At 42.3% G+C, this 23597-nt stretch carries 18 protein-coding genes; 10 read left to right on the top strand and 8 right to left on the bottom strand.

What is annotated here, in order from left to right; genetic code table 11:
* The first annotated feature begins 69 nt into the window (after window positions 1-69).
* Window positions 70-990: a carboxylating nicotinate-nucleotide diphosphorylase gene (nadC, locus tag AC2SLM_RS07805; RefSeq protein WP_486553031.1), complete on the top strand. Its 921-nt coding sequence runs from the start codon at window positions 70-72 to the stop codon at window positions 988-990.
* Window positions 991-1359: 369 nt separating this feature from the next.
* Window positions 1360-2001 carry a MarC family protein gene (locus tag AC2SLM_RS07800; RefSeq protein ID WP_486553030.1) on the top strand — a complete coding sequence of 214 codons (642 nt, stop codon included), beginning with the start codon at window positions 1360-1362 and terminating at the stop codon, window positions 1999-2001.
* 249 nt (window positions 2002-2250) lie between these two features.
* Here AC2SLM_RS07800 and AC2SLM_RS07795 read toward each other — a convergent pair whose 3' ends face one another.
* Complete coding sequence (locus tag AC2SLM_RS07795) at window positions 2251-2844, bottom strand: LysE/ArgO family amino acid transporter (protein ID WP_486553028.1); 594 nt, start codon at window positions 2842-2844, stop codon at window positions 2251-2253.
* A gap of 110 nt (window positions 2845-2954) precedes the next feature.
* On the opposite strand from AC2SLM_RS07795, the gene AC2SLM_RS07790 reads away from it, so the two are divergent.
* Window positions 2955-3521, top strand: coding sequence for a hypothetical protein (locus AC2SLM_RS07790; protein ID WP_486553026.1), 567 nt, complete (start codon window positions 2955-2957; stop codon window positions 3519-3521).
* Between the two features lie 75 nt (window positions 3522-3596).
* Entirely contained in the window at window positions 3597-4184 is a 588-nt protein-coding gene (locus AC2SLM_RS07785) for a hypothetical protein (RefSeq protein WP_486543429.1), read from the top strand.
* 86 nt (window positions 4185-4270) lie between these two features.
* Here AC2SLM_RS07785 and rluB read toward each other — a convergent pair whose 3' ends face one another.
* The 5 genes from rluB to trpS form a co-directional block, all read right to left on the bottom strand.
* Window positions 4271-5182 (bottom strand): 23S rRNA pseudouridine(2605) synthase RluB, encoded by a 912-nt coding sequence (gene rluB / locus AC2SLM_RS07780; protein ID WP_486553073.1) that lies wholly within the window; start codon window positions 5180-5182, stop codon window positions 4271-4273.
* A 355-nt stretch (window positions 5183-5537) separates the two neighbouring features.
* On the bottom strand, window positions 5538-6152 hold the full coding sequence (gene scpB, locus AC2SLM_RS07775; protein ID WP_486553024.1) for an SMC-Scp complex subunit ScpB: 615 nt from the start codon (window positions 6150-6152) through the stop codon (window positions 5538-5540).
* A gap of 84 nt (window positions 6153-6236) precedes the next feature.
* Entirely contained in the window at window positions 6237-7151 is a 915-nt protein-coding gene (locus AC2SLM_RS07770) for a segregation and condensation protein A (RefSeq protein WP_486553022.1), read from the bottom strand.
* Entirely contained in the window at window positions 7135-7719 is a 585-nt protein-coding gene (locus AC2SLM_RS07765; protein ID WP_486553021.1) for an RNA 2'-phosphotransferase, read from the bottom strand. Before AC2SLM_RS07765 ends, AC2SLM_RS07770 begins: the two co-directional genes overlap by 17 nt.
* A gap of 24 nt (window positions 7720-7743) precedes the next feature.
* Window positions 7744-8844: a tryptophan--tRNA ligase gene (gene trpS / locus AC2SLM_RS07760; protein ID WP_486553019.1), complete on the bottom strand. Its 1101-nt coding sequence runs from the start codon at window positions 8842-8844 to the stop codon at window positions 7744-7746.
* 458 nt (window positions 8845-9302) lie between these two features.
* Between trpS and AC2SLM_RS07755 the strand changes: the two genes are divergently transcribed.
* The gene (locus AC2SLM_RS07755; RefSeq protein WP_486553018.1) at window positions 9303-11174 is read left to right on the top strand and encodes a calcium-binding protein; all 1872 of its coding nucleotides are present in this window, start codon (window positions 9303-9305) and stop codon (window positions 11172-11174) included.
* Window positions 11175-11635: 461 nt separating this feature from the next.
* On the top strand, window positions 11636-13510 hold the full coding sequence (locus tag AC2SLM_RS07750) for a calcium-binding protein (RefSeq protein WP_486553017.1): 1875 nt from the start codon (window positions 11636-11638) through the stop codon (window positions 13508-13510).
* Window positions 13511-13659: 149 nt separating this feature from the next.
* Here the strand turns inward: AC2SLM_RS07750 and AC2SLM_RS07745 are convergent, their stop codons facing one another.
* Both AC2SLM_RS07745 and AC2SLM_RS07740 read right to left on the bottom strand, forming a co-directional pair.
* Window positions 13660-14862: a lysophospholipid acyltransferase family protein gene (locus AC2SLM_RS07745; RefSeq protein WP_486553016.1), complete on the bottom strand. Its 1203-nt coding sequence runs from the start codon at window positions 14860-14862 to the stop codon at window positions 13660-13662.
* 133 nt (window positions 14863-14995) lie between these two features.
* A complete protein-coding gene (locus AC2SLM_RS07740) occupies window positions 14996-16951 on the bottom strand; it encodes an ATP-binding cassette domain-containing protein (RefSeq protein WP_486543436.1) in 1956 nt (651 codons plus the stop codon).
* A 141-nt stretch (window positions 16952-17092) separates the two neighbouring features.
* Here AC2SLM_RS07740 and AC2SLM_RS07735 point away from each other — a divergent pair, with 141 nt between their 5' ends.
* The 4 genes from AC2SLM_RS07735 to AC2SLM_RS07720 form a co-directional block, all read left to right on the top strand.
* Window positions 17093-17344 carry a SlyX family protein gene (locus AC2SLM_RS07735; protein ID WP_486553014.1) on the top strand — a complete coding sequence of 84 codons (252 nt, stop codon included), beginning with the start codon at window positions 17093-17095 and terminating at the stop codon, window positions 17342-17344.
* A 459-nt stretch (window positions 17345-17803) separates the two neighbouring features.
* On the top strand, window positions 17804-19354 hold the full coding sequence (locus AC2SLM_RS07730; RefSeq protein WP_486543438.1) for an OmpP1/FadL family transporter: 1551 nt from the start codon (window positions 17804-17806) through the stop codon (window positions 19352-19354).
* Window positions 19355-19660: 306 nt separating this feature from the next.
* Complete coding sequence (locus AC2SLM_RS07725) at window positions 19661-21898, top strand: transferrin-binding protein-like solute binding protein (protein ID WP_486553013.1); 2238 nt, start codon at window positions 19661-19663, stop codon at window positions 21896-21898.
* Window positions 21899-22176: 278 nt separating this feature from the next.
* Window positions 22177-23597: transferrin-binding protein-like solute binding protein (locus AC2SLM_RS07720; protein WP_486553011.1), on the top strand; the 1421-nt coding region annotated here is incomplete at its 3' end.

The following is a 23597-nucleotide window of genomic DNA, read 5'->3' as shown; positions in this document are numbered from 1 at the left end:
CATAATGAGCATTAGTCTCTTAGCCACTATTTCAAGCACTTTGTATTGAACCCATTTTAAGGACACGCCATGTCAACCGTTTCGGCTAACGATAATAATAACCAAAATAACCCCACTTCTCAGGCCATTATTGAGCCACCATTAAATGATGTGCTGCTATTGCCGCTGATAGAGGCTGCCTTGTTAGAAGACTTAGGTCGCCGCGGTGATGTTACCTCACAAGCGACCATTCCAGCCGATAAGCAAGCGACATTGACCTTAACCGTACGTGAAGAAGGTGTGGTGTGCGGACTTGATTTGGCACGATTAGCCTTTGATCAGGTTGATAGCCGCATTGAGTTTACGGCGCATACCCATGATGGTGCGCTGGTAACCAAAGGTCAGACGCTTGCGACTATTAGCGGCAACGCGCGCAACTTATTGACGGCTGAGCGTACAGCACTTAACTTTATGACTCATTTAAGTGGCATTGCCACAGCCACCAAACAGGTTGTTAATTTGGTAGCAGATTATCCGGCACAAATTACCTGTACCCGAAAAACCATTCCTGGGCTGCGCACTGTACAAAAATATGCGGTGCGCTGCGGCGGCGGTCGAAACCACCGTTTGGGCTTAGACGATGCGATTTTGATAAAAGACAATCATATTGCCATTGCCGGTAATATTCCCAATGCCTTGGCTCAAGCTAAGCAATTAGCAGGTCACTTGATTCCTATCGAGATTGAAGTCGATACGTTAGAGCAGTTACAGCAAGCGATTGATGCCGGTGCTGAGCTAGTATTACTCGATAATATGAGTCCAGACACACTGCGTAAAGCGGTTGCCATGTGCAAAAATCACCCAAGCGGACGCATAAAAACCGAAGCTTCAGGTGGTATTACCCCTGATAGCGTAGTTACGGTTGCCGAAACCGGCGTTGATTTCATTGCTATGGGTTATTTGACGCACAGTACCACTGCGTTAGACATTGGTATGGATTTTTCAGCCTAAGCGAAAGCTATAGATCTAAGCGTACAGCATTTAAGAGAGCAGATATTTGAAATTATTTAAAGTTAAATAAGGGGCATTTTGCCCCTTATTGCCCCTTATTAGGTATGTGGGTGGCGACCAATGTAAAATAATAGGTATAATACTTATCCTAAGAATTAACCGATGTCTATTAATTATGCCGCAATGAATGTTAGTTAAACTTGCCGCTGCTTTATTCACTGTGTTAGCTTTAAGAGTTGCATTTTATTTCCTTAGTATAGTAAACCAAAACTTAAGCCGCTAGAGGGTACATATTGTCACGGAACGGGGTTATCCCCGATGTACCGCTTATGTTAAAATCGCCATCCTTTGCAAACTGAGGCGCCCGCTATGGACACCGAAATTGTCAAAATTATTTTGGCATTTGTGGTACTAATTAATCCCTTTAGTGCCCTGACGCTATTTTTAGATTCGACACGTGGCTACAAAATGGTTGATAGGCGCCGATTTGCGCGTATCAGCAGCTTAACTGTGTTTATAGCGATTGCCTTTTTTACGGTTGCCGGCGAGCTATTACTGCGTATATTGGGTATTTCTATCGGCTCGTTCCAAGTAGCCGGTGGTATTTTGGTATTTTTGATTGCCATTAACATGATGAATGGTGATGGTAACCCCGTAAAACCTGATCAAGAAAACGTTGAGTTCGATGACAGTCTTGAGACCATGGGCAGTACAGCAGCGGCTGTCGTGCCATTGGCGATTCCGATGATGATTGGACCCGGTGGTATCTCAACCGTGATCATTTATTCGGCGCAAGTTCACAGCTGGCAGCAAAAACTAGCCATTATTATTGCCGGTCTATTAATTGCCATCTTCTGTTATTTAGCCTTAATGGCAGCGGGTCGATTAAGCCGTTTTTTAGGCGATACCGGTCTGAATATTATTAGCCGTATCATGGGTATGCTGTTGGCAGCGGTCTCAATTGAGATTCTAGTAAGTGGCCTGCGTACTATCTTTCCTAATCTCATCTAAAAGCGATAACTCTTCGCTCTTCTAATAATTTCAAAATCTTATATGCCCTTTCTCTATTACGCTTTTAGCAATTATTTAGAGAATGGGTGTTTTTTTTGGTTATTACTATTTCTATTGTCTTAATAGCGTATAGTCAAAAAACTCCAACATAGTGTCAAGGCAATCGAGTGCGGAGCGCTACTAAAGTAGGCTTAGCGAGGCGAAGACCGTAACTGTTTAGCAGCTTGCAGACGATGGTTGCTTATTTAACTAGCCAAACGCTAAATGCCACGCCAGATACATCATTAATATACCGATAAGAGCGTCCAAGATATTCCATGCCTTGGGCTTGGCAAAAAAAGGCGCCAGTAAACGAGCACCATAACCCAAGCTGAAGAAAAATATGAATGAGGCGCTAACTGCACCGACACCAAATAGCAGCTTACTTGCCGCACCTGTCGAGACCATGCCGACCAGTACCAAGGTGTCTAAATAGACGTGCGGATTTAGCCACGTAAACCCAAAGCATAGCAGCAGTGATTTTCGTAAACTGCTGACAGCGTCGGTGTTGTCTGTCATTGCATGGGTTTTGGTTAAACTGGCGTGAAAGCTTTGCAGACCATAGATAAGCAAGAACAGTGCGCCGGCTATTTTAGCGATAGTGACAATATTAGGATATTTGGCAGTCATTGCGCCAAAGCCTGCCACGCCTGCTGAAATCAAGATAGCATCAGACACCGCACAAAACAGACAGATGGCAAACACATGCTGTTTTTTCAGGCCTTGTTTGAGGACAAATGCGTTTTGTGAGCCAATCGCCAAAATAAGCGACAGTCCAAGACCAAAGCCTGATACATAATCCATCTAGTCATCCCAGTCAAATTTATTAAAATATAAGTATTAAAGCACTGTGCTGCTACTATAGAGTATAGAGTGCTTTGATCTTCATACGTTAATCATTAAAGGATGAATTTATGACCCAAGCGACTGCAATGCTATTGATGTTTATCATATATGGCGTATTGCCTGCTGCGGGTATATATCTGGGTTTCCGCGGTATCAAAAAAGTAACTCAGCCCAAAATGCTTGAGTACAAAGCGATGCCGCAATTGGGTTATATTCCTGAAAAGAGTTTGCCTGCAGATATCAGACAACAGCTAGATGCCATTAACAAAAAAGGCGAGAAGCTGCGTGTGCTATATGGCGATACCAATAACGACGGCGTTATTGATGATAAGGATACAGTAAGTGAAAGCTATATCATGATTAAAAACGTGATGGACAAACATATTCCTGAAGCGGTGGCGGATTATAGACGCTTACATGATTTAGACAGCGGTATTATCAGCAAAGAAGAAGCGGCAAGCCGAGCCGATACCACCAAAATTAAACACTCCGATGTGACTGGCAAGCAGGCATTACTTGAGGTGTTAAATACAGTAAATGAGCAATTTGATGACTTACTTGATGCAGCCTATCATCAAGACGGTCAAAAGCTATTGGCAACCAATCGCTATCTACAACAGCGTTTTGAGAAGTAGAACAATTCAGATTAAATAAGCTCTTGATTGTCAGTTAAAGTATAGCGCTTTAGGTAAAGGAGACAGTGTCGTTAGATGAGTATTATGGTGGGTGCAGGGGTCGTGGCCTTAGTGGCTACCGGCTATTTGGGACGTAAAGGTTGGCTTGCATTTCATCGTGCAGTCGGTATTACCCCTGGCACGCTACAATATGTTGAACCCTCAAAACGTCCGCCGCCACAGATGATGCAGCTAAGCGTTGAGCAGCAGCAATTGTCTTACCTGCCGGCTGCTATCCTAGAGCAAATACAGCGTATCGATAGTCAAGCGACCGTTTATCAGCAGTGGCGTGAAGAAGCAGAGCAAGCAGGGCAGAGTATTGCTGCCACAGAAGAAGAGTTTGTGGTTAGAAAACTGCTCGATGTGCGCCTGCCAGAAATGCTCAATAGCTATCAGCGTATCGTGCGCCATGATATAAGGGTGCAGCAGGCGATCCGTCCTAATTATCGATACATGCCTGATAATAATAATGCACTGAGTGAAAGCCATAGTGAAGCATTAAAGTTACTTGGTGAGCTTTTATCTAATATAGAGAACAGGCTAGCTGATTTATTAAAGCGTTGCCATGCAGACTCTTTGCAAGATATGCAGGTAATGCATCGTTATTTGAATGAGCGCCAGTAATGACCCTATTTAGCTAGATAGTCTAGCCACTAAAAAGCCCTCTAATAATTTAATTAGAGGGCTTTTAAGCAACAATCATTGTTCGACTAACGCTTAGAGCCTCTATTACCTGTATCACGGCCACGAGGCGTATTTGAATTTCTACCGCGAGTACTGCTTGCGTCACGACCACCACCGCCTGCTCTGGCATTGCGCTCTTTGCTGGTATTGCGAACAGTACGTGCTTTCATTGGCTTTTTCTGGAAGCGCTCTTTTTTCTCTTTGGCTTTACCATGTACACCCATGTCGTCACGTGGACGCAAGTCAACCAGTTCGATTAAGCGGTGAATGTCTTTTCTATCCAGTTCAATAAAGCGGCCGGTACGTAGCTCTTTTGGTAAATCAACAGAACCATAACGTGTACGTAATAAGCGGCTCACTTTTAGGCCTTGTGATTCAACTAGACGACGAACTTCACGGTTACGACCTTCTTTTAACTTGACGTGATACCACTTGTTCACACCTTCACCACCGCCTTGCTTGATGTCTTCAAACTTAGCAAGACCGTCTTCTAACATCACACCATCAGTTAGGTTACGCATCATCTCTGGAGTTAATTCACCCAAAATACGTACTGCATATTCACGCACAATCTCATTTGAGGGGTGCATTAAACGGTGCGCTAATTCGCCGTCATTGGTAAATAGCAACAGGCCAGTAGAGTTAATATCTAAGCGACCAACCATTACCCAGCGGTCATGGGTCAGCTTAGGTAAGCGCTCAAATACCGTGGTACGACCTTCAGGGTCATTGGCAGAACAAATCTCGCCTTCAGGCTTGTAGTATGCCAATACGCGGCGGCGTTTTTCACGCTCAGATTTGTATTTAATCAGACGGCCATCGACACGAATCTCGTCACCTTGGGTGACACGGTCGCCGATAGTGGCAGGCTTTTGGTTGATTGATACGCGGCCTGATTTAATCACTTCTTCCATTTGGCGACGTGAGCCAAGGCCCATACGTGCTAATGCTTTTTGAAGTTTTTCGGTGCCGGCAGTACTGGCTTTGGTGGTCGGTTCGGCGAATTGATAATCACCATTGTGATCAACGGTTAAAAATTCGCTGTCAGGTGCGGTGTCGTTTTGATTTGAATGAGGCATATTATGCATCCTTGAATCGGTGGGTGACTACATTTCACAATGTAGGTTATTCAGGTGGTGAAGTAACGGGAGCTATTGTACGCTATTTTTAAGGTTTAATCGCCAACTTTTGGTAACTCGGTATGATTTGACCGTAACACACCTTTAAACATCGGTACTCTCTTTTGAATTAGCGAGTCCCTTAACAGATGAAAGAGAAAGATTAAAGGATTAATTAATCCTTTTCTAAGTTTAATTCAGGTAGCGGTGGTAAATCCTCTAAGCTCTCAAGCCCAAAAGAGTCCAAAAACTTAGGTGTGGTATGTAGCAGGGCAGGGCGACCTAAGGTTTCGCGATAGCCTTTCTCAACAATCCAGCCCTTATCAAACAATTGTCTTAAAATATTACTCGACACAGTTACCCCGCGCACATGCTCAATATCGCTACGGGTGACCGGCTGTTTATAGGCAATGACGCTTAATGTTTCAAGCAGCGCTTGGCTTAGATGTTCTAGTCGCTGCGGGAATACTTGCTGAATCAGCGCACTGTATTCACTGCGAATTTGCAGACGATAACCACTAGCGGACTCACTCAAGCTCAATACACCCGTAGTCAAACGCTGCTGTAGCACAACTAGCGCGGTCTCAAGCTCTTGGGCTGATAATGACAGATGCTTTTTTAATTGATTGGCGGTCAGTGGTGATTCAGAAGCATGCAGCAATACTTCAATAAGGCGACTTAACTGATCGTAGCGATTAAAGCTTTGTAAATCACTGTTTGCAGCAGCGGAAAGTGTTTGCACATCAGACGACGATGCCACATTAAGTGGCTGACTGGGTTGTTTCGGCATAGGGCAATTAAACTTATTAGCAATTAGATTAATAGGAGTATTTTATTAAGGTGTCTGGTTGGCAGAACCTTTTTTAAATAGAATTTAGCCAACCCAACGCAGCTTTAATTTCGATAAGCTGTAGGTTCGCGAATCAGAGTCAGACGTTTGATTTAAATAGTCCGATAAATTAGCTTGCTGAGTGTCATGTTTATCTAAGTCTGTTAAATTTTCTGAGGGTTTGCTATTAGTTGATTCATCATTAATAGTGTCATCAGTGATAACGTCGATAATGTGCCGCTTCATCAGCTCAAGCACTGCCACAAAGCTCACCACCACACCAAGCCGACCCTGACGCTGATCGAGCAATTCAATAAAGGTGCCTTCACCACGCTCACTTAATTGGCGGCTGATACTGGCAATACGATCCGACAGAGGTATGGGGTCCACTTTGATATTGTGCATCTGATAATCCGGTTTTAGCTGCATTTTTAGTAGGCTTTCGACCAGCATCTCAGCCGGATAATTCGGCAACTGGGCAGCCATAACCTCTGGGTCAGGCAGGCTAGCCATCGCCAAGAACACATCACGCTCAAGACGGATTAAGGTATCCAAACGGCGTGCTGCCTCTTTAATCTGTGCATAATCCTCCAAGCGGGCAATCAGCTCTGCTTTTGGGTCACGCTCATCCTCTACTTTTTCTGGTGCCGGTAGCAACAATTCAGTTTTAATAGCAATTAAGGTGGATGCCATCAACAGATAGTCGCCTGCCAGTTCAAAGTGATCGGCATCAAGCTCATCAATATAGGCTAAATATTGTTCAGTTATCGGCAAAATAGCGGTATCAGTAATGTCAAAGTTGTTCTTTTTGACCAGATACAGCAAGAAATCAAGTGGACCTTCAAACTGATCAAGCCAAATGGCAAAGGCTTTCGGCGGTACATATAAGTCTTCGGGCAAAGACTGCACCGGCGTGGTATAAATTCGAACGCTTAAAGTTTGTTCAGTTAGATTCGTCATTATTGCCATCGAGTTTGTGGATAAAAGAGACGGGAATAGAGTCGGTGAGCCAAACGCCGTTATCCGCTTGATAAAAATGATGGCCATCATCAAACATGGCTTGGGTATCCACCGCAAAAATCACCAGTTTGCCATGACGCTGACCCACAGCACGTGCGGTCTCAATATCGCTACTTAAATGCACATGGTGACGCTGCATTTTTTGGATGGCACCGGTCTTAAATATACTATCGACGAACCGGCTAGCCGTACCATGATACAAGATTGCCGGAACTTGCTCTGCCGGTTTTGCCACATAACCTAAATTGATCTTAATCGAATGGCCTTGGTTGGCCCGTATCAAAGACTTATCAGGGCTGAAAATAAAACGCTGTTTACGGTTATTTTCGACCACTGCACTAAGTGTCTCAAAGTCAATCGGCTTGCCATGCTGATTCATCTTACGGATTAAATCATCGACGCTTGCCCAGCCATTGTCATCTAAGCTCAAATCAATGGCTTCTGGTTTATGGCGTAAAACCAAGCTAAGAAATTTACTTAGCTTGGTTTGTTGTTGTTCACTTATCATCAGAGACTCTTGGTGATGGGCGCGCTATTTTAGTTTAGCCAATGGCTTAATACCAATTGCGCGGCGGGTCTTGTCCAGTTGTTTACGGCTATAGCGGCGAGCCTTATCTGTTCCCATTTGCAGGATTTCTTCCAACTCTTTTGGATTGGCCATTAGCTCAAAATAGCGCTCACGGAAGGGCGCAATTTCACCATTAATTTTCTCAAATAAAATCTGTTTTGCATCACCCCAAGCGATACCGGCTTCAAATTGAGCGCGCAAATCAGCGATTTCATCTGGCGCTGCAAAGGCTTGGTAAATCTCAAAAATCACAGAGTCATCAGGATTTTTAGGCTCTTCTGGCGCTTGTGAGTTAGTAACAATTTGCATAATCGCTTTACGCAGCTGCTTTTCAGGATCAAGTTGGGGATTATATTCACCAAATAGGGGGATGGTGTTGCCGTAGCTTTTACTCATCTTACGGCCGTCAAGACCAGTTAATAAGGCGACATTATCATCAACTACCGCAGAGGGTAGAGTGAATAGAGGCTTGTACTTGTGGTTAAAGGTTCCGGCCATATCACGCGCCATTTCAATGTGCTGAATTTGGTCACGGCCAACAGGTACGTGGGTGGCGTTAAACATCAAGATATCAGCTGCCATAAGCACCGGATAACTAAATAGGCCCATAGTAATACCATGATCAGGGTCGACGTCTGATTTTTCAGCATTGGCATCGACTGCGGCTTTATAAGCATGCGCACGATTCATTAGACCCTTAGGGCAGGAGCAATTTAATACCCAAGCTAGCTCTTGAATTTCAGGGACATCAGATTGACGATAAAATACCACCTTTTCAGGATCTAGACCACAAGCGAGCCATGTTGCTGCAATGGCTTTGGTAGATTCATGAACTTGTTTTGGGTCTGAGCATTTAATAATGCTGTGATAATCGGCCAAAAAGAAAAACGAACGATCCTCTTCATTGGTGCTATTTTGCGCCGATTGAATGGCCGGACGAATAGCCCCTACATAGTTCCCCAAATGCGGAATACCTGTGGTGGTAACACCCGTTAAGGTTCGTTTTGGTTGATTGTCTGCTACTAGCTTTGAATTTTGATCTGGATTATTGGCGGTTGTTGTCATAAATAATTCAACTTTTAGGCTATTATATTTTTGGCTTTAATTGGCCAGAACTTTCGGCTTTAATTTGCCATAAATTGATAAAAAAGAGACGAATAAGTAATAGAATTGAATACGTTCTTTTGGGGTGTCAGTATAACAAATTATAAGGGTGTATCTGATACTTAGTAACAGATGTCATAGGTTATATTTATAAATGATTATGTTAACAAAATTTAAACACAACCTTATTGTTTAATTTAATTAATATATATAACATGATTTTGAAGCAAGGCGTAATCAAGGATGATACGCTTTTATATTTCATTGTGTTTTATTTGTCTATGTCATTCGTCTATTTCATCCTATGACAGGCTATCTATAGCCATTTTATTTCATTCTAGACGTTTTGGTTTTTTTAAGAAGATGTTAACCAGCTCGTCTTGTTACTATACAACTCTTAATGTAAGGATACATAGAGTATGGGTATGTTCGATTATAAGAATTATTCTGGCAATGCGGCTGCATCATTGGTAGAAGATATTAGTTTATTATCTGCCTACACAGGTACATTTACCAGAGCTAACACAATAGCTGGAGCAGAGGCTTTCAATAAATGGGGTGAAATCTCTGGAGATTTATTTGCCAATGACATCAATATTAGAATACCTGATGGCTGGACAGAACTAAAGCCTATTGATTTTGGGGTTAGTGACGATCTATTTAATGACGCTGGATATTTCACCATTCCAAGCTTCTATACGGGAACTTCTGAGCCAGGCCCTGAGGCTAAAATATTTGGTCAATATAATAATGATGGGGATTTAGTTCGTATTAACTTTAATTTGGCAGGCACCAACTCATCAAATGATATTGCCGATTACGGAAACATCAATAGCCGTGAAGGTTTTGAGCTGTATGACCCTATTTTAAAAATGGTAAAAGGTTATGCGCTAGACAATGGTCTTGAAGGCTCTGATGTTGTCATAAGCGGTTATAGCCTAGGCGCGGCAGTGACCAATGTAATAGCGGCAGAGCGTGAAAATTTAGCAGATGGCTTTTATAACGACGCTGATTTCTTAGGCTTTGCCGTACCAACAATCTATGACAATAGTGATGTTGTACTAAATGTAGGCTACGAGAATGATGTGGTTCACCGTTTTACTGGCAATGAACCAGATCTTTTATCTGCTTTAAAAGCCACAGACTTCCTCTTAGTCAATCCAGATAAAGAATTTAGTAGCTCAGTAGATAATCTAGTCATTTTTAATGATGTGTATGCCTCTCCAATTTGGGACATCACGCCATTCTCATTTTTAAGCTTTCCAATTTCATGGGCGGCTCACATTAACGGCGTTACCACAGATGCAGTCTCCCTTATTGTCGATTCCCCATTTTATGAAGATACTCAGCAAGACAGTACGGTTATTGTGTCTTGTTTGACCTCTCTAAAACGTAGTTGGGTATGGGTTGAGGATGACGCTTCTCATTCATCTAGCCATTTTGGAACTTCAGCATTTTTATTTGGGACCAAATATGGTGATAAAATTGCTGGCGGAACCAACTATGACTATATCGATGCTGGTCAAGGAAATGACACCATAAAGGCGGGTATTGGGGTTGATCATATTGATGGTGGTACAGGTATCGACGAAGTGCGTATTGAAGGGCGCGGAAAAGAGTGGGATGTCTATAAGATGGAAGATGATACCCTATTCTTTATCGATAAAGATGGTATCAACCTTGTTGAGGCAGACAATGTTGAATCGGTAAGCTTTGATGGCGAGTTTACCAGTCATTATAATAATTATGAGATTACAAACTCAGGTTTAACAGACAATCGTATAATCATGAAGCGACTAGACAATGGTGATAAAGAGTTTTTAGACCATAAAGAAGGTAGTGAAGGAGATGACGTAATCGTTGGTCAAACTGTTTTTGCTCGTGAAGGTGATGATACAATTACTGGTACTGATATAGCGGACACTCTACATGCTGGTCGGGGTGACGATGTGATTTTAGCCATGGGTGGTAATGATCGTGTCTATGGTGCTGAAGGCGATGACATTATAGACGGCGGTGCAGGTAATGACATCTTAATCGGTGGCGTAGGTAATGACACCTTCATTGTCAATAGTCTATCAGGTAATGATGTGATCAAAGATTTCAATAACGACAGTGGCTATCAAGATATCCTTCAGTTTTCATCTGACTTGTTTACTGATGTTGCTACATTGAGTAATAATATTAGCCAAGATGGAGACAATGTTTTAGTCGCCTATGGCACTCATAATACGATAACAGTTGAAAATTGTTCGGTTGATGACGTGGTAAGCTGTGCCGTTGTTATTTAAAAGAGTGTTGTAAATATAAAGCGCTCGTCATATCTACTAAATAATAACCTTAAGCACTTAAGTGTTTGAGGTTTTTTAATTTATTTGATGAAATTGTATTTACTCTAACTTATGAGCTATCACTATTATCGTAGCAAGTTAAAGAGTTACAACTTAATACTCACTAAACCTACTAGAGTAGTACTTTAGCTTATTTATATTGACCCTCATTTATAGCATCCAACTAGTTTAATCAAAATAGGTTTCTATCATACTCTAAACTCATTCCAAATAGTTTGATGTTATTTTTAATATAGTCTTAATTATATTTTTAAGTTGATTATTTAAAATTTTTGAATAATACTTTCATTCGATAGCGCATTTAGGGACAAAGCGCTATCTCATGCAAGCTATTTTTCCTTCCTAAAATATATCAAATTTTTCCACTCCCCACTCCCCACACTATGTAAGGATACACGTTTATGGGCATGTTCGATTACAAAAACTATTCAAGTGATGACGCTTCACAATTGGTAGAAGATACCAGTAAACTGGCTGCATATACCAATTCGCATAACTTTTTCAATTTTATACCAGGCGTAGATGCCCTTAATTTACTCGGTAGCATTACGGGTGATTTATTTGCCAATGATACCAATGTAGGCATACCCGATGGATGGATGGAGCTTACGTCAACTGATTTTGGCGTTAGTGGAGACCTAGTAGATCATGCTGGTTACTTTACTATTCCAAGTCTATATAGTGGTACTGCATTGCCAGGACCTCAAGCTAAAATTTTTGGGCAGTATGATGAGGCAGGCGACCTGGTTCGCATCAACTTTAATGTGGCTGGTACCAATGCCATCACTGATGTGCTTGATTATTTAAATTTAAATAGTCGCGAAGGGGTGGAGCTCTATGAGCCTATTCTTGAAATGGTACGTGATTTTGCCCTTGATAATGGGCTTGAAGCTACTGACGTGGTATTTAGTGGCTATAGTTTAGGAGCGTCCGTTACTAATGTGCTGGCGGCTGAAAGAGAAAATCTGGTAGATGGTTTTTTTACTGAATCAGACTTTATTTCTCATGCCGTACCCACAATTTATGACAATGGTGATGTGGTATTAAACGTCGGTTATGAAAATGATGTAACACATCGCATTACGGGTAATGAGCCAGACTTCTTAAGCGCCATTCAAGCGATGGACTTCGGTTTTGGTAATCCAGACAAAGAATTTAGCAGTACGACTGATAACTTTGTACTCTATAACGATGTCTATGCTTCTCCAATATGGGATATCAGTCCATTTACATTTTTAAATATCCCAACAGGATGGTATGCGCATATTAATGGTATTACAACAGATGCTATTTCTCGAGTAATTGATTCTTCATTTTACGAAGATACCAAACAAGACAGCACCGTGATCGTCTCCGATCTCAGTGCTATTAATCGCGGGATGGTATGGGTCGAAGATGACGCTGCCCCTACCAGTTCAAGCCACTTTGGCACCTCAGCCTTTTTAATAGGCACTCAGTATGGTGATAAAATAGCGGGCGGCACTAACTATGATTATATAGATGGTGGACGAGGTAATGACCTTATAAAAGCTGGTATTGGTGTTGATCATATTGATGGAGGCTCCGGTATCGATGAAGTACGTATCGAAGGACGTGGTAAAGAGTGGGATGTGTATCAGATGCAAGATGACACCTTGTTCTTTGTCGATAAAGATGGCATTAACTTAGTAGAAGCAGACAATGTTGAATCAGTTAGCTTCGATGGTGAAATAGCCAGCCATACCAATAATTACGAAATCACAGACACTGGTTTACAAGACAACCGTTTTCTAATGAAGTGGTTTGATAATGGGGATAAAGCATTTTTAGACCATAAAGAAGGCAGTGAAGGAGATGACGTGCTCATCGGTCAAACTGTTTTCGCTCGTGAAGGTAACGATAACGTAACCGGTACCTCATCAGATGATACCTTACACGCAGGCGGCGGTGACGACGTTATTATATCTCTTGGCGGTAACGACCGTTTGTTCGGTGCAGAGGGTAACGATGTCTTAAATGGCGGCGCAGGTAATGACAGCCTAAGTGGCGGCATTGGTAATGATGTGTTTGTTATAGATAAAACATCAGGATCGGATGTGATTTTAGACTTTAATAACGATGCTGGTTATAAAGATATCTTAGAGTTCTCATCAGAGCTGTTCAGTGATATGACATCATTAATCAGTAATGTCGTTCAATCGACTACGGACGTACTAATCACCTTAAATACGACTGATTATCTGACAATCTTAAACTCGACAGTTGATGATGTAGTCAATAATGCAGTAATTATTTAATTTTCTATAGGTCTAAGACAGTCTGTTTGGTATTAAACGTTTAAATACTTAATATCAGATTATTTACAGCCATAAAAAACGCCAGATAACTTAGTTGTCTGGCGTTTTTTATGGCTACTTTTGTGATTGCTTTTATTGTCAATCAGGCTCTATTTAAGACTCTTATGAGGAGTGTCATAAATATGACGGAACCACTGATATTGAGTTGGATCAATGCGAATACTACTCTCTAAGGTCTCATTAATACGGGTCGCATCGGCACGCACGTTAGCTGTAGGATAACTGTCTAAAGTTGGCGTGATGGTTAGATGATAGTGCGGACGTCTGCCTCGCGATAACTTGTCGGCAGTTTGACGATAAATATGAAACGTCATCACCGCTGGCGGGTTTAAAGGCTCTTTAAAGTAAGCTAATTGATGTGGTAGCGTCGTTGTCTTAGCAGGTACACCATAAAAGGGCGCCATAACATTATTATTCACTACCGTATCGCTTTGATCTGCCGAGTAATAAACAATATTACCCTGTTTAAGTCGTTGCTCGATAACAGAGGTATCCGCTGCTGCCAGATGATTGTCCACGATGTGACGACGGCCGTTATAGGTAAGCCAATCAAGCAGCTCGTTGCTCTGTGGCTGAGACACATAGTCTATCGGATAAAATTGAGTAAATAGGCGCATACCCAAATCAACCGTCGTATAGTGCGCACCCAACAGCAAAATCGGTTGGTCTGCTTTGTGAGCCGTCATCAAGTGTTGTAGCCCAGAGATGGACAGAGTACGGGTGAAGATATCGGGGCGAAACCAAGCGCACAGAGTTTCAAACAGACCGATTCCTTGATTGACAAAGACCTGCTTGGCCAGACGCTCACGCTCTTCTGCCATTTTTTCTGGATAGGCCAGTTCTAGGTTAGAAAGGGCAGTTTGTCTCCAGTCTTTGGCTAAATGATAGGTTAATATGCCAAGTTGACGACCAAACCAGAACTGATAACGTAGCGGCAGATAAATAAGTGGTAGCATCAACAATAACAACAGCCAGATACCCCAATATTTTGGTGCTATAAAGGATGCCTTAAAGGGACGCTTCTCAGGCTTCTGACGTTGTTTATGATTGTCGCTAATACTGGGCATACCTTTGGGGATAGGCACAGGTTTTGGATTTTGCTTTGAATAAGACTGTATGGCATCCAAATCAGTTATCGGCTCATTCTTAACCGTTGGTTTGGTGGCATCAGGCGTATAAAACTGCACCGTTGCTTCAGTAGATGGCTTGATTGAGGCGTTATTATCCAAAGAGCGACTGGGTGGGTTGTTTTTATTAGGCTTATTGGAATTATTAAAATTAGGGTCTGTCATCAGACATCCTCCCTTTATGATATGACGGTTATTTTTATTATGAATGTGATGGAGAATAAAAAAGCTGCCTGACTCCATTGGGTCAGGCAGCTTTTAGTCAGTCAAATAATAACGAATCGGTACACGCTATATATTAGCTGTCTAACTCATCCCAGCGTTCAAGTTTTTGCATCAATTGCTCGTCAATCTCTGCCAGTCTTTCACTTGCAGCAGTGGCAGCCTCTAGGTCAGTGGTAAACCATGAACCATCGGCCAGTTTCGCTTGTAGCTTTGCTTGCTCTGTTTCTAACGCGGCCATTTGTTCTGGCAAGGCGTCGAGTTCACGTTGCTCATTATAGCTAAGCTTACGTTTCGGAGCTGTTGGCTCTTTGTCATCTGTATTAGCCGCAGCTGCCTTTTTAGCATTTTCTTTTTTGGTCTTGGCAGCAGCTTTATCAGCCTTACTCATGTGACCGTCTTCACGCTGCTTTTGTACTAAGTAATCTTGGTAACCGCCCACATATTCTTTAACGATACCTTTACCTTCATCGTCTTGGTCAAATACCCAAGTTGAGGTAACCACGTTGTCCATAAAGGCACGGTCATGGCTAATCAGTAGGATGGTGCCGTTAAAGCTTGAGACCGATTCTTCTAATAGCTCAAGGGTTGCCATATCTAAATCGTTGGTTGGCTCATCAAGTACTAAAATGTTAGCAGGTTTTAACAGCTGCTTTGCTAATAATACGCGGTTACGCTCGCCGCCTGATAAAGCTTTAACCGGTGTACGTGCACGTTCTGGCGCAAATAAGAAGTCTTGTAAATAGCTCATGATATGCGTTTTACGGCCGCCAACTTCAACAAAGTCAGACCCTTCAGCTACGTTTTGAACCACACTGGCTTCTAAATCTAGCTGATCACGCAACTGGTCAAAGAAGGCAATCTGTAAGTTGGTGCCCAAAGTTACGGTGCCGCTCTGAATTACGTCATCATCAGATTGATCTAATATGGCTTTAATTAGTGTCGTCTTACCGGCACCGTTCGGACCCACAATACCGATTTTATCGCCGCGCACAATCGTGGTGCTAAAGTTATCAACCAGTACATTGCCGTCATATTCAAGATGCAGGTCTTTAACTTTACAAACTAACTTGCCGCTTTTATCGCCACTGGTCATGGTGATATTGACGTTGCCCACTTGCTCACGGCGCTTTTTACGCTCTTCACGTAATTGCTCTAATTCACGTACACGGCCCTCATTACGGGTACGACGTGCTTTAATACCTTGGCGAATCCACACTTCTTCTTGCGCTAATTTCTTATCGAAGTTGGCATTATTTTTCTCTTCGGCAAGCAATTGCTGCTCTTTAAGCTCTTGATAACGGGCGTAACCGCCAGCACCTTGAGTCACGTCGTAACTTGATAACTTACCACGATCAAGCTCGATGATACGCGTCGCAAGCTTATCCACAAAGGCTCTATCATGCGTTACGAACAACAAGGTCAGACCCTGCCAATCTTTTAAGAACTGCTCAAGCCACTCAATACTGGCCACATCCAAGTGGTTAGTGGGCTCATCGAGTAATAAGATATCTGGCTTAGTAACCAGTGAGCGCGCTAATAGTACGCGGCGCTTACGACCACCCGATAGGGCAGACAAGTCGTCTTCGGGGTCTAGACCCATGGTGGTTAATAGTTGGCGGGCTTCACGTTCTAAATCCCAACCATGCGCGGCATCAATGTCATGCTGCAAATCTGACATGGCTTCACAGGCATCCATATCACCTGTGGCGCAGGCATCTGCTTTTTGGTTATATGCGATTAAAAGATCAGCCGTTTTTTTATCGCCGCCCATCACGATATCTAAGATGCGGCCGCTGCTCTCTGGTACATCCTGCTCAAGCATCGCTACTTTCACGCTGCTATTAATCACCACTTCGCCGCTATCAGGCGTAATGCGGCCATCAATGAGCTTAAATAAAGTGGATTTACCCTCGCCATTACGGCCAATTAAACAAACGCGCTCGCCGGCTTCAATACTTAGGTCAACGCCATCAAGTACCGGCGCAACGCCAAATGCTAAGTGAATGTTTTTTAAATTAATAAGTGCCATAACTGTATTATCACCGTGTGCTACATGCTAAAATTAAACACAGTATATCACGCACATCATCATTCATGACGTGAGTTTATTTCACCACTGTGATGTTGATAAATACGTCCTATCTTTATGATTTAACAGAAAGTTGATTTTATGTCACAGCCTGCCACAAACCCTGACAATGACGTTCACACTGAGCTACAAAAGCAGATTGCTGATCTGCAGTCTACCGTTGCTTATCTAGAGTTGACCGTCGATAGCTTAAATGCTGTCATTACCAGACAAGACAAACAGCTACAAGATATGCAGCGTCAATTACAGCTGATGTATATGCAGTTAAATAGACAAAGTGACTCTGGGATTGCTCCCTTTGATGCCGCCGCAGAAATCCCGCCTCATTACTAATATTCAGTGTTTGTATGTTAATTTTAAACACATTAAAGATGATGGTCTTATTTACCTATTATATGTAAGACAAGCGAGAGAAGATAAGTAGGACAGATGGTTAAGACCTTTTATTTTAAATAAACTTTCTTAAGTATGTATTTAGTAATAAAAACATATTAAAGTAATGTTAATATTCAAGATTCTCATGAAAGCGTAGGTTGGGTCGGATAATTTGTATAAGTTAGCTACACCGCTTATAAAGTAACATTAAGAATTAATAGCCAACCATAACTTTACAAAATAATTATAATCATATCAAAGTGTTGCAATTAATTACAGAGTTGGCTAGTATTACCTTAAATTGAACAGTTAATTGCTAGTCAGTAATCAACTGTATTTTAGTTCATCCTATCTTTTGTGATGATTCAAATCGTCAACCCCTGTGTGAATCCTGTAAATGGACTTTTGGAGAAATTAATGCGCTCATCTTTTAATATCAAACCTCTTGTTACTGCTATCGCTGCTTTTTCAGTAGCAAGTATTGCCTCTGCTGCCGGTCTTGATCGCTCAGGCCAAGATACCACTGCATTCTTCCAAGACGGCACGTATGCAGAAGCGGTCTATACTTACATTGATGCTGATGTTACTGGTCATGACCTGAATGCTGACGGTAGCAAAGGCAATAAGATAAAAGATATTGCTGAAGATTATGACTTCTTTCGCTATGGTGTAAAAACAGATATTGGTGACAGATTTAGTATTGGTGTCTTATATGATGAGCCTTGGGGCGCAGCTGCTGATTACCATGGCAATAATGACTTTGTGGGTGCACCAGATAAAGTAGCAGATAAAATTATTGCCTCACAATTAGGTGATAAAGGTATTACTGACGTTCAAGGTTTTAAAGGCTTTGTCACAGACACTGAAGCACAGATTCAAGCAGGTCGTCAGCAGCTAGCTGGATTACAAGGTTTTGAGTCACAGTTAAGTCAAGCAATTAGTGCAGGGGCTCCACAGGCACAAATTGATCAAATGGTAGCCACACAGCTAGGTGACAAAGAAATCAATACCTATCAGGAGTTGCAAGGCACTATAGCGCAAACCGAGCAGCAATTAGCCGCAGGTGAAGCTCAGTATCAACGTCTGAAAGGTCTAGAAGGGGTGCTAGATCAATCACTTGCAAATACTGATCCAACAGAAGTAGAAGTACGCTCTGAAAGCTTGACAGGTTTATTAGGCATGAAGTTTGGCCAAAATAACAACTTCCAAGTATATGGTGGTCCAGTTGCTCAGCGTCTAAAAGCAAAAGTTAAGCTTCGTGGTAATGCGTATGATACAGCAACAGGCTATGATTTAAATGTTAACCCTGACACCGACTATGGTTGGATTGCTGGTTTGCAATACAGTAAGCCTGAGATTGCCTTAAAAGCTTCGTTAACGTACCGCTCAGAGATTGACCATGATTTGATCGCAGGTGAATATTTACCTTTAGCAGCACTGCGCGGCGTCTCACCAAGCCAATCAAATAAAATGGAAATCACCACACCAGAATCAGTTAACTTTGATTTCCAAACTGGTATTAACCCAACCACACTAGCTACTGCTAAAGTGCGCTGGGTACCTTGGGGTGATTTTGCAATTACACCTCCTTTGTATAATGCTGCCACAAAACTGGCATATCCAGAAAATCCAAACGGTCTAAACTTGGTTGATTATGATGATGATCAGTGGCAAGTTGAACTGGGCTTAGCTAAGCGCCTACAACCAAACCTAGCCGTTTCAGGAACGATTGGTTGGGATAGTGGTGCAGGCGATCCAACCACTTCTTTAGGTCCTATCGAAGGTTACTACAGTGTTGGCGCAGGTGCTAAATACAATCTTGACGAAAACTGGGCTATCTCAGCCGGTGGTAAGTATCTATGGTTTGGTGATGCCAAAGGCCGTATCCCTAACGGTACAATCGTTAGTGATTTTGATGACAACGACGGCTTTGTACTCGGCGTAAAACTTTCTTATCAAGACAAATAAGAGTTAAGCACGTTTAAGTCTCAATATATATCAAGAAGGGCAAATCACGAATCGTGGTTTGCCCTTTTCTGTTCTTATTCAAAAGGTAAGTTCTATAATTATTTGAGTAATATAATATCAGCAGATAAACCTATAGTCCATATAGCTCTCTGACCTCATTAATCAGGGAGAGTGTTAGATTATATAAATAATATGTATTGACAATGTATAAGGAATTTGTGAGTATCTATTCAACTACATTGATTAAATTTTCTATGTAGTAACGTTTATTAATGGATTAATTAAATATTTCATGGAGGAAATATAATGTCATTTAACGGCAACTTAGCACCTACCCCTTCTATTGTTACATCAAAGAAATTAAATACCTCTCTTAAAGCCAGCGTTGTTCTTCTAACGTCTGTTATTCTAGCTTCTTGTGCATTAGATGATAGCTCTACAGACTATTATAGCGCGCCTACGCCAATGGCTGATACAGATAATGATGCTGATAATGATGTAGATACAGATACAGATACAGATACTGATGTAGATTCAGATACTGATGTAGATTCAGATACTGATGGAGACACTGGAGGTGATACTGATGGAGACACTGGAGGTGATACTGGTGGAGACACTGGAGGTGATACTGGTGGAGACAATATTCCAGATGCAGATAGATCTGGCGTACAGACATTAAACATTATTGCAGGACCTCTTGGAGTCTTTAATACAACAACTCGCGACTTTGTAGCTGATGATACCAGTGTTCAAGCAAGATCTGACACTGCATCAAACGATCTATTACCGGCAGTAGATATTATTATCTCATCAGACAATGACGCTGAGGTGAGTAATGGCTTCAAGCAGTATGATGGTGAAGCTCTGATATCGATAACCAGTCCAATCAAAGCAGACCTACCACTAACTTATAGTTCAGTATACAAAGACTATGAAGATGACATGCGTATTGGTCACATTGATGGTTCAGCAGATCTAGGAGGGAACGCCCTACCCGTAAATGGAGCAGCCGTAATAGGTAATGCGACCGAAGCTGAGAATATACCGACAGATGGCACCGTACAATACAGCGGTGATGCCACACATCGTAAAATGGGACTTGGCAATGCCATTGAATTTGGTAGCTCAGTATTCACTGCAGACTTTGTCTCTAAGAATGTAAAAGGTGACCTAAACTTTGCCAATGCTGGTGATATTGCATTAACAGCCGATATCGATGGTAATAAATTCTCAGGCGCTGCAGATGCTAACGGCGGTTATGCAACCGAAGGTGGCTTCTATGGCAGTGATGCTGAATATCTGGGTGGTGTATACGAAGGTAATGGCGCACAGGGCACCTATGGAGGTGTGGTCGCTGCTGAACAAGATGCTGCTGACCAGGCTGAACAAGACGCTGCTGACCAGGCTGAACAAGATGCTGCTGACCAGGCTGAACAAGATGCTGCTGACCAGGCTGAACAAGACGCTGCCGATCAAGCTGAACAAGACGCTGCTGACCAGGCTGAACAAGACGCTGCTGACCAGGCTGAACAAGACGCTGCTGACCAGGCTGAACAAGACGCTGCTGACCAGGCTGAACAAGATGCTGCTGACCAGGCTGAACAAGATGCTGCTGACCAGGCTGCTGCTGACGAATTAACAGCATTAAAAGCTGCAGCAGATGATGCTGAGCCTGATACTGAAATGACTGGCTTCCAGTCGAGTGCATTTAGTAGTCTTGAAGCCAATTCATCTGGATTTAAGAAATTTGAAGATGCTATCGGCTATGTAGCTATCCGTGATGATGCTTCAGACTTTACTGAGACAACCACAAAAGATGGCGCAGAAGTACCAGTAGATAATGGTCAAGGTGATAATTTCACTGCGTTTGATAAAGGTGTTGTCCGTGGTGATATGGTTCAGCCAGCCAGTGTTAAAGACCCAATCGCAGTTAACTTAAAAGCTGGAGAAGGAACGGTTAAAGTTGATGCAGGTTTAGGTGGCTTTAACCCTGACCTTAATTACAAGGCTACGTATGCAAGCTTTGATACTCAAATGCAAACTGGCCATGTGTATGGTGTTATTAATTCAGGTATTGTTGGTGATGTTTCACGTGTTGCTAACGTGTATGTACAAGGTCATTTAACGGCTCAAGCAGACATCGAGTACTTAAAAGAAGTTAACGATGGTAAAGCGAGCTACACAGGTCAAGCCACTTACATCGAGAACATTCACTTAGGTGATACCGGAACGTTTGCACCAGTTAATGGTACTTCAAACTTCGATGTTGACTTCGTGAATAACTCAGTGAAAGGTGAACTTGCCTTTGACGGTGACTTCAAGTATATGCCTGAAGGTAATAAGATTGGCATTGAAGCGACCATTGATGGTAATACATTTGCTGGAAATGTGAATGGTATCGACACTGCCGGCGGCTTCTATGGTGAAGATGCTCAGTTCTTAGGTGGTATCTACCAAGATGCATCAGTTGAAGGCGGTAAAGGGACGACTCCAGGTACCGGTACCAAGTTCCAAGGTACGTTCGGTGCTGAAAAACAGTAATTCAAAAGCCTAACGATTATTTGAACTATAGTAGAAAAGCGTCCCAACTGGGACGCTTTTTTCTTGTGCGCTTTTATAGATAAGATATTAATAATAGTGTCAAACAAGCTAACTTATAAAAGTAAAGTAAATTTAGATTAATATTTTACTTGAAGTTATTGTGTTTTTGTAGCATATTTAAATATACGTACATATATCTATTTAGTTTTATTCCATAAGCTAATTAAGTATGTATCACACATAATGGATTATCTTAAAACTTTCATGGAGGAAGTAGAATGTCACCTATCAGTCATTCGATCTTAGCAGATGTTACAGCGAAAAAATTAAATACCCCCCTTAAAGCCAGTGTTGTTCTTTTAACTTCAGTAATTCTCGCATCTTGCGGATCTGACGGCAGCTCTACGTCTTATTATTCAGCCCCTACACCTATGGCCGATAGTGATACCGGAGATAATTCTAATGGTGATACGAATGATGAAAACGTTGGAGACAATAATGATGAATCAGACAACCCCACCCCACCTGATGATTCAACAAATGAAGATTTAGAAAAAGCCAAAGCAGAGGCTGAAGCTGAGAGAGAGGCCAAAGAACAAGCACAGGCTGAAGCTGAAGCGGCAAAACAAGAGGCGCAGAAACTTAAAACTGAATTAGAGGAAGCAAAAGCTCAAGCAGAACAGGCGAAGGCTGAAGCAGAAAAAGCTAAACAGGAATTAGAAGAGTCGCTTAACTCAGGTAGCGGCAACTCAGAAGCGCTTCAAGCAGCAGCTGAAGAAAAAGCTAAGCAAGCTGAAGAAGCTCTACAAGCTTTACAAACAGCTGAAGCAGCTGCTCAAGAGGCTATTGCAGCAGCAGATGCTAAAGCACAACAGGCTCAGGATATTATCAATGCAGCAACTGATGCAGCTGCAGCTGCTGAAATTAAGAATGCACCTGAAGCTGATAAATCTGGCGTACAGACCTTAAACGTTAACGCTGGGCCACTTGGGGCCTTCAACACGACAACACGTGACTTTGCAGCGGATGACACCAGTGTTCAAGCAAGATCAGATGTGGCATCAGACAACCTACTACCCGCAGTAGAGATTACCACCTCATCAGACAATGACGCTGAGATGAGTAATGGCTTTAAGCAGTATGATGGTGAAGCTCTGATATCGATAACCAGTCCAATCAAAGCAGACTTACCATTAACCTATAGTTCAATCTACAAAGACTATCAAGATGACATGCGTATTGGTCATATTGATGGTTCAGCAGCACTAGGAGACAGTGCACTACCCGTAAACGGAGCAGCCGTAATAGGTAACGCCACAGTCGCTGAGAACGTACCAACAGAAGGTACAGCTGGATATACAGGTGATGCGACGTATCGCAAGATGGGAATTGGTAATGACATTGAATTTGGATCATCAGTATTTACCGCAGACTTTGTGGCTAAGAAACTAGACGGCACCTTAAGCTTTAACCAAGCAGGTAACATTGGTTTAACCGCAGGTATTGATGGTAATCAATTTTCAGGCAGTGCCGATGATAACGCGGGCTATGCAACCGAAGGCGGATTCTACGGTGGTGACGCACAATATCTAGGTGGTGTCTACGAAGGTAACGGCGCCCAAGGTACTTATGGTGCTAAATCTGATGCACAAACAGCAGCAGAGCAAGCAGCAGTAGATGCACAAGCTGCAGCAGATGC

The sequence above is a fragment of the Psychrobacter sp. CX16 genome (assembly GCF_057396245.1).
The sequence above is the reverse complement of the archived record's forward strand: the minus strand, read 5'-3'. Positions and strand labels throughout refer to the sequence as shown.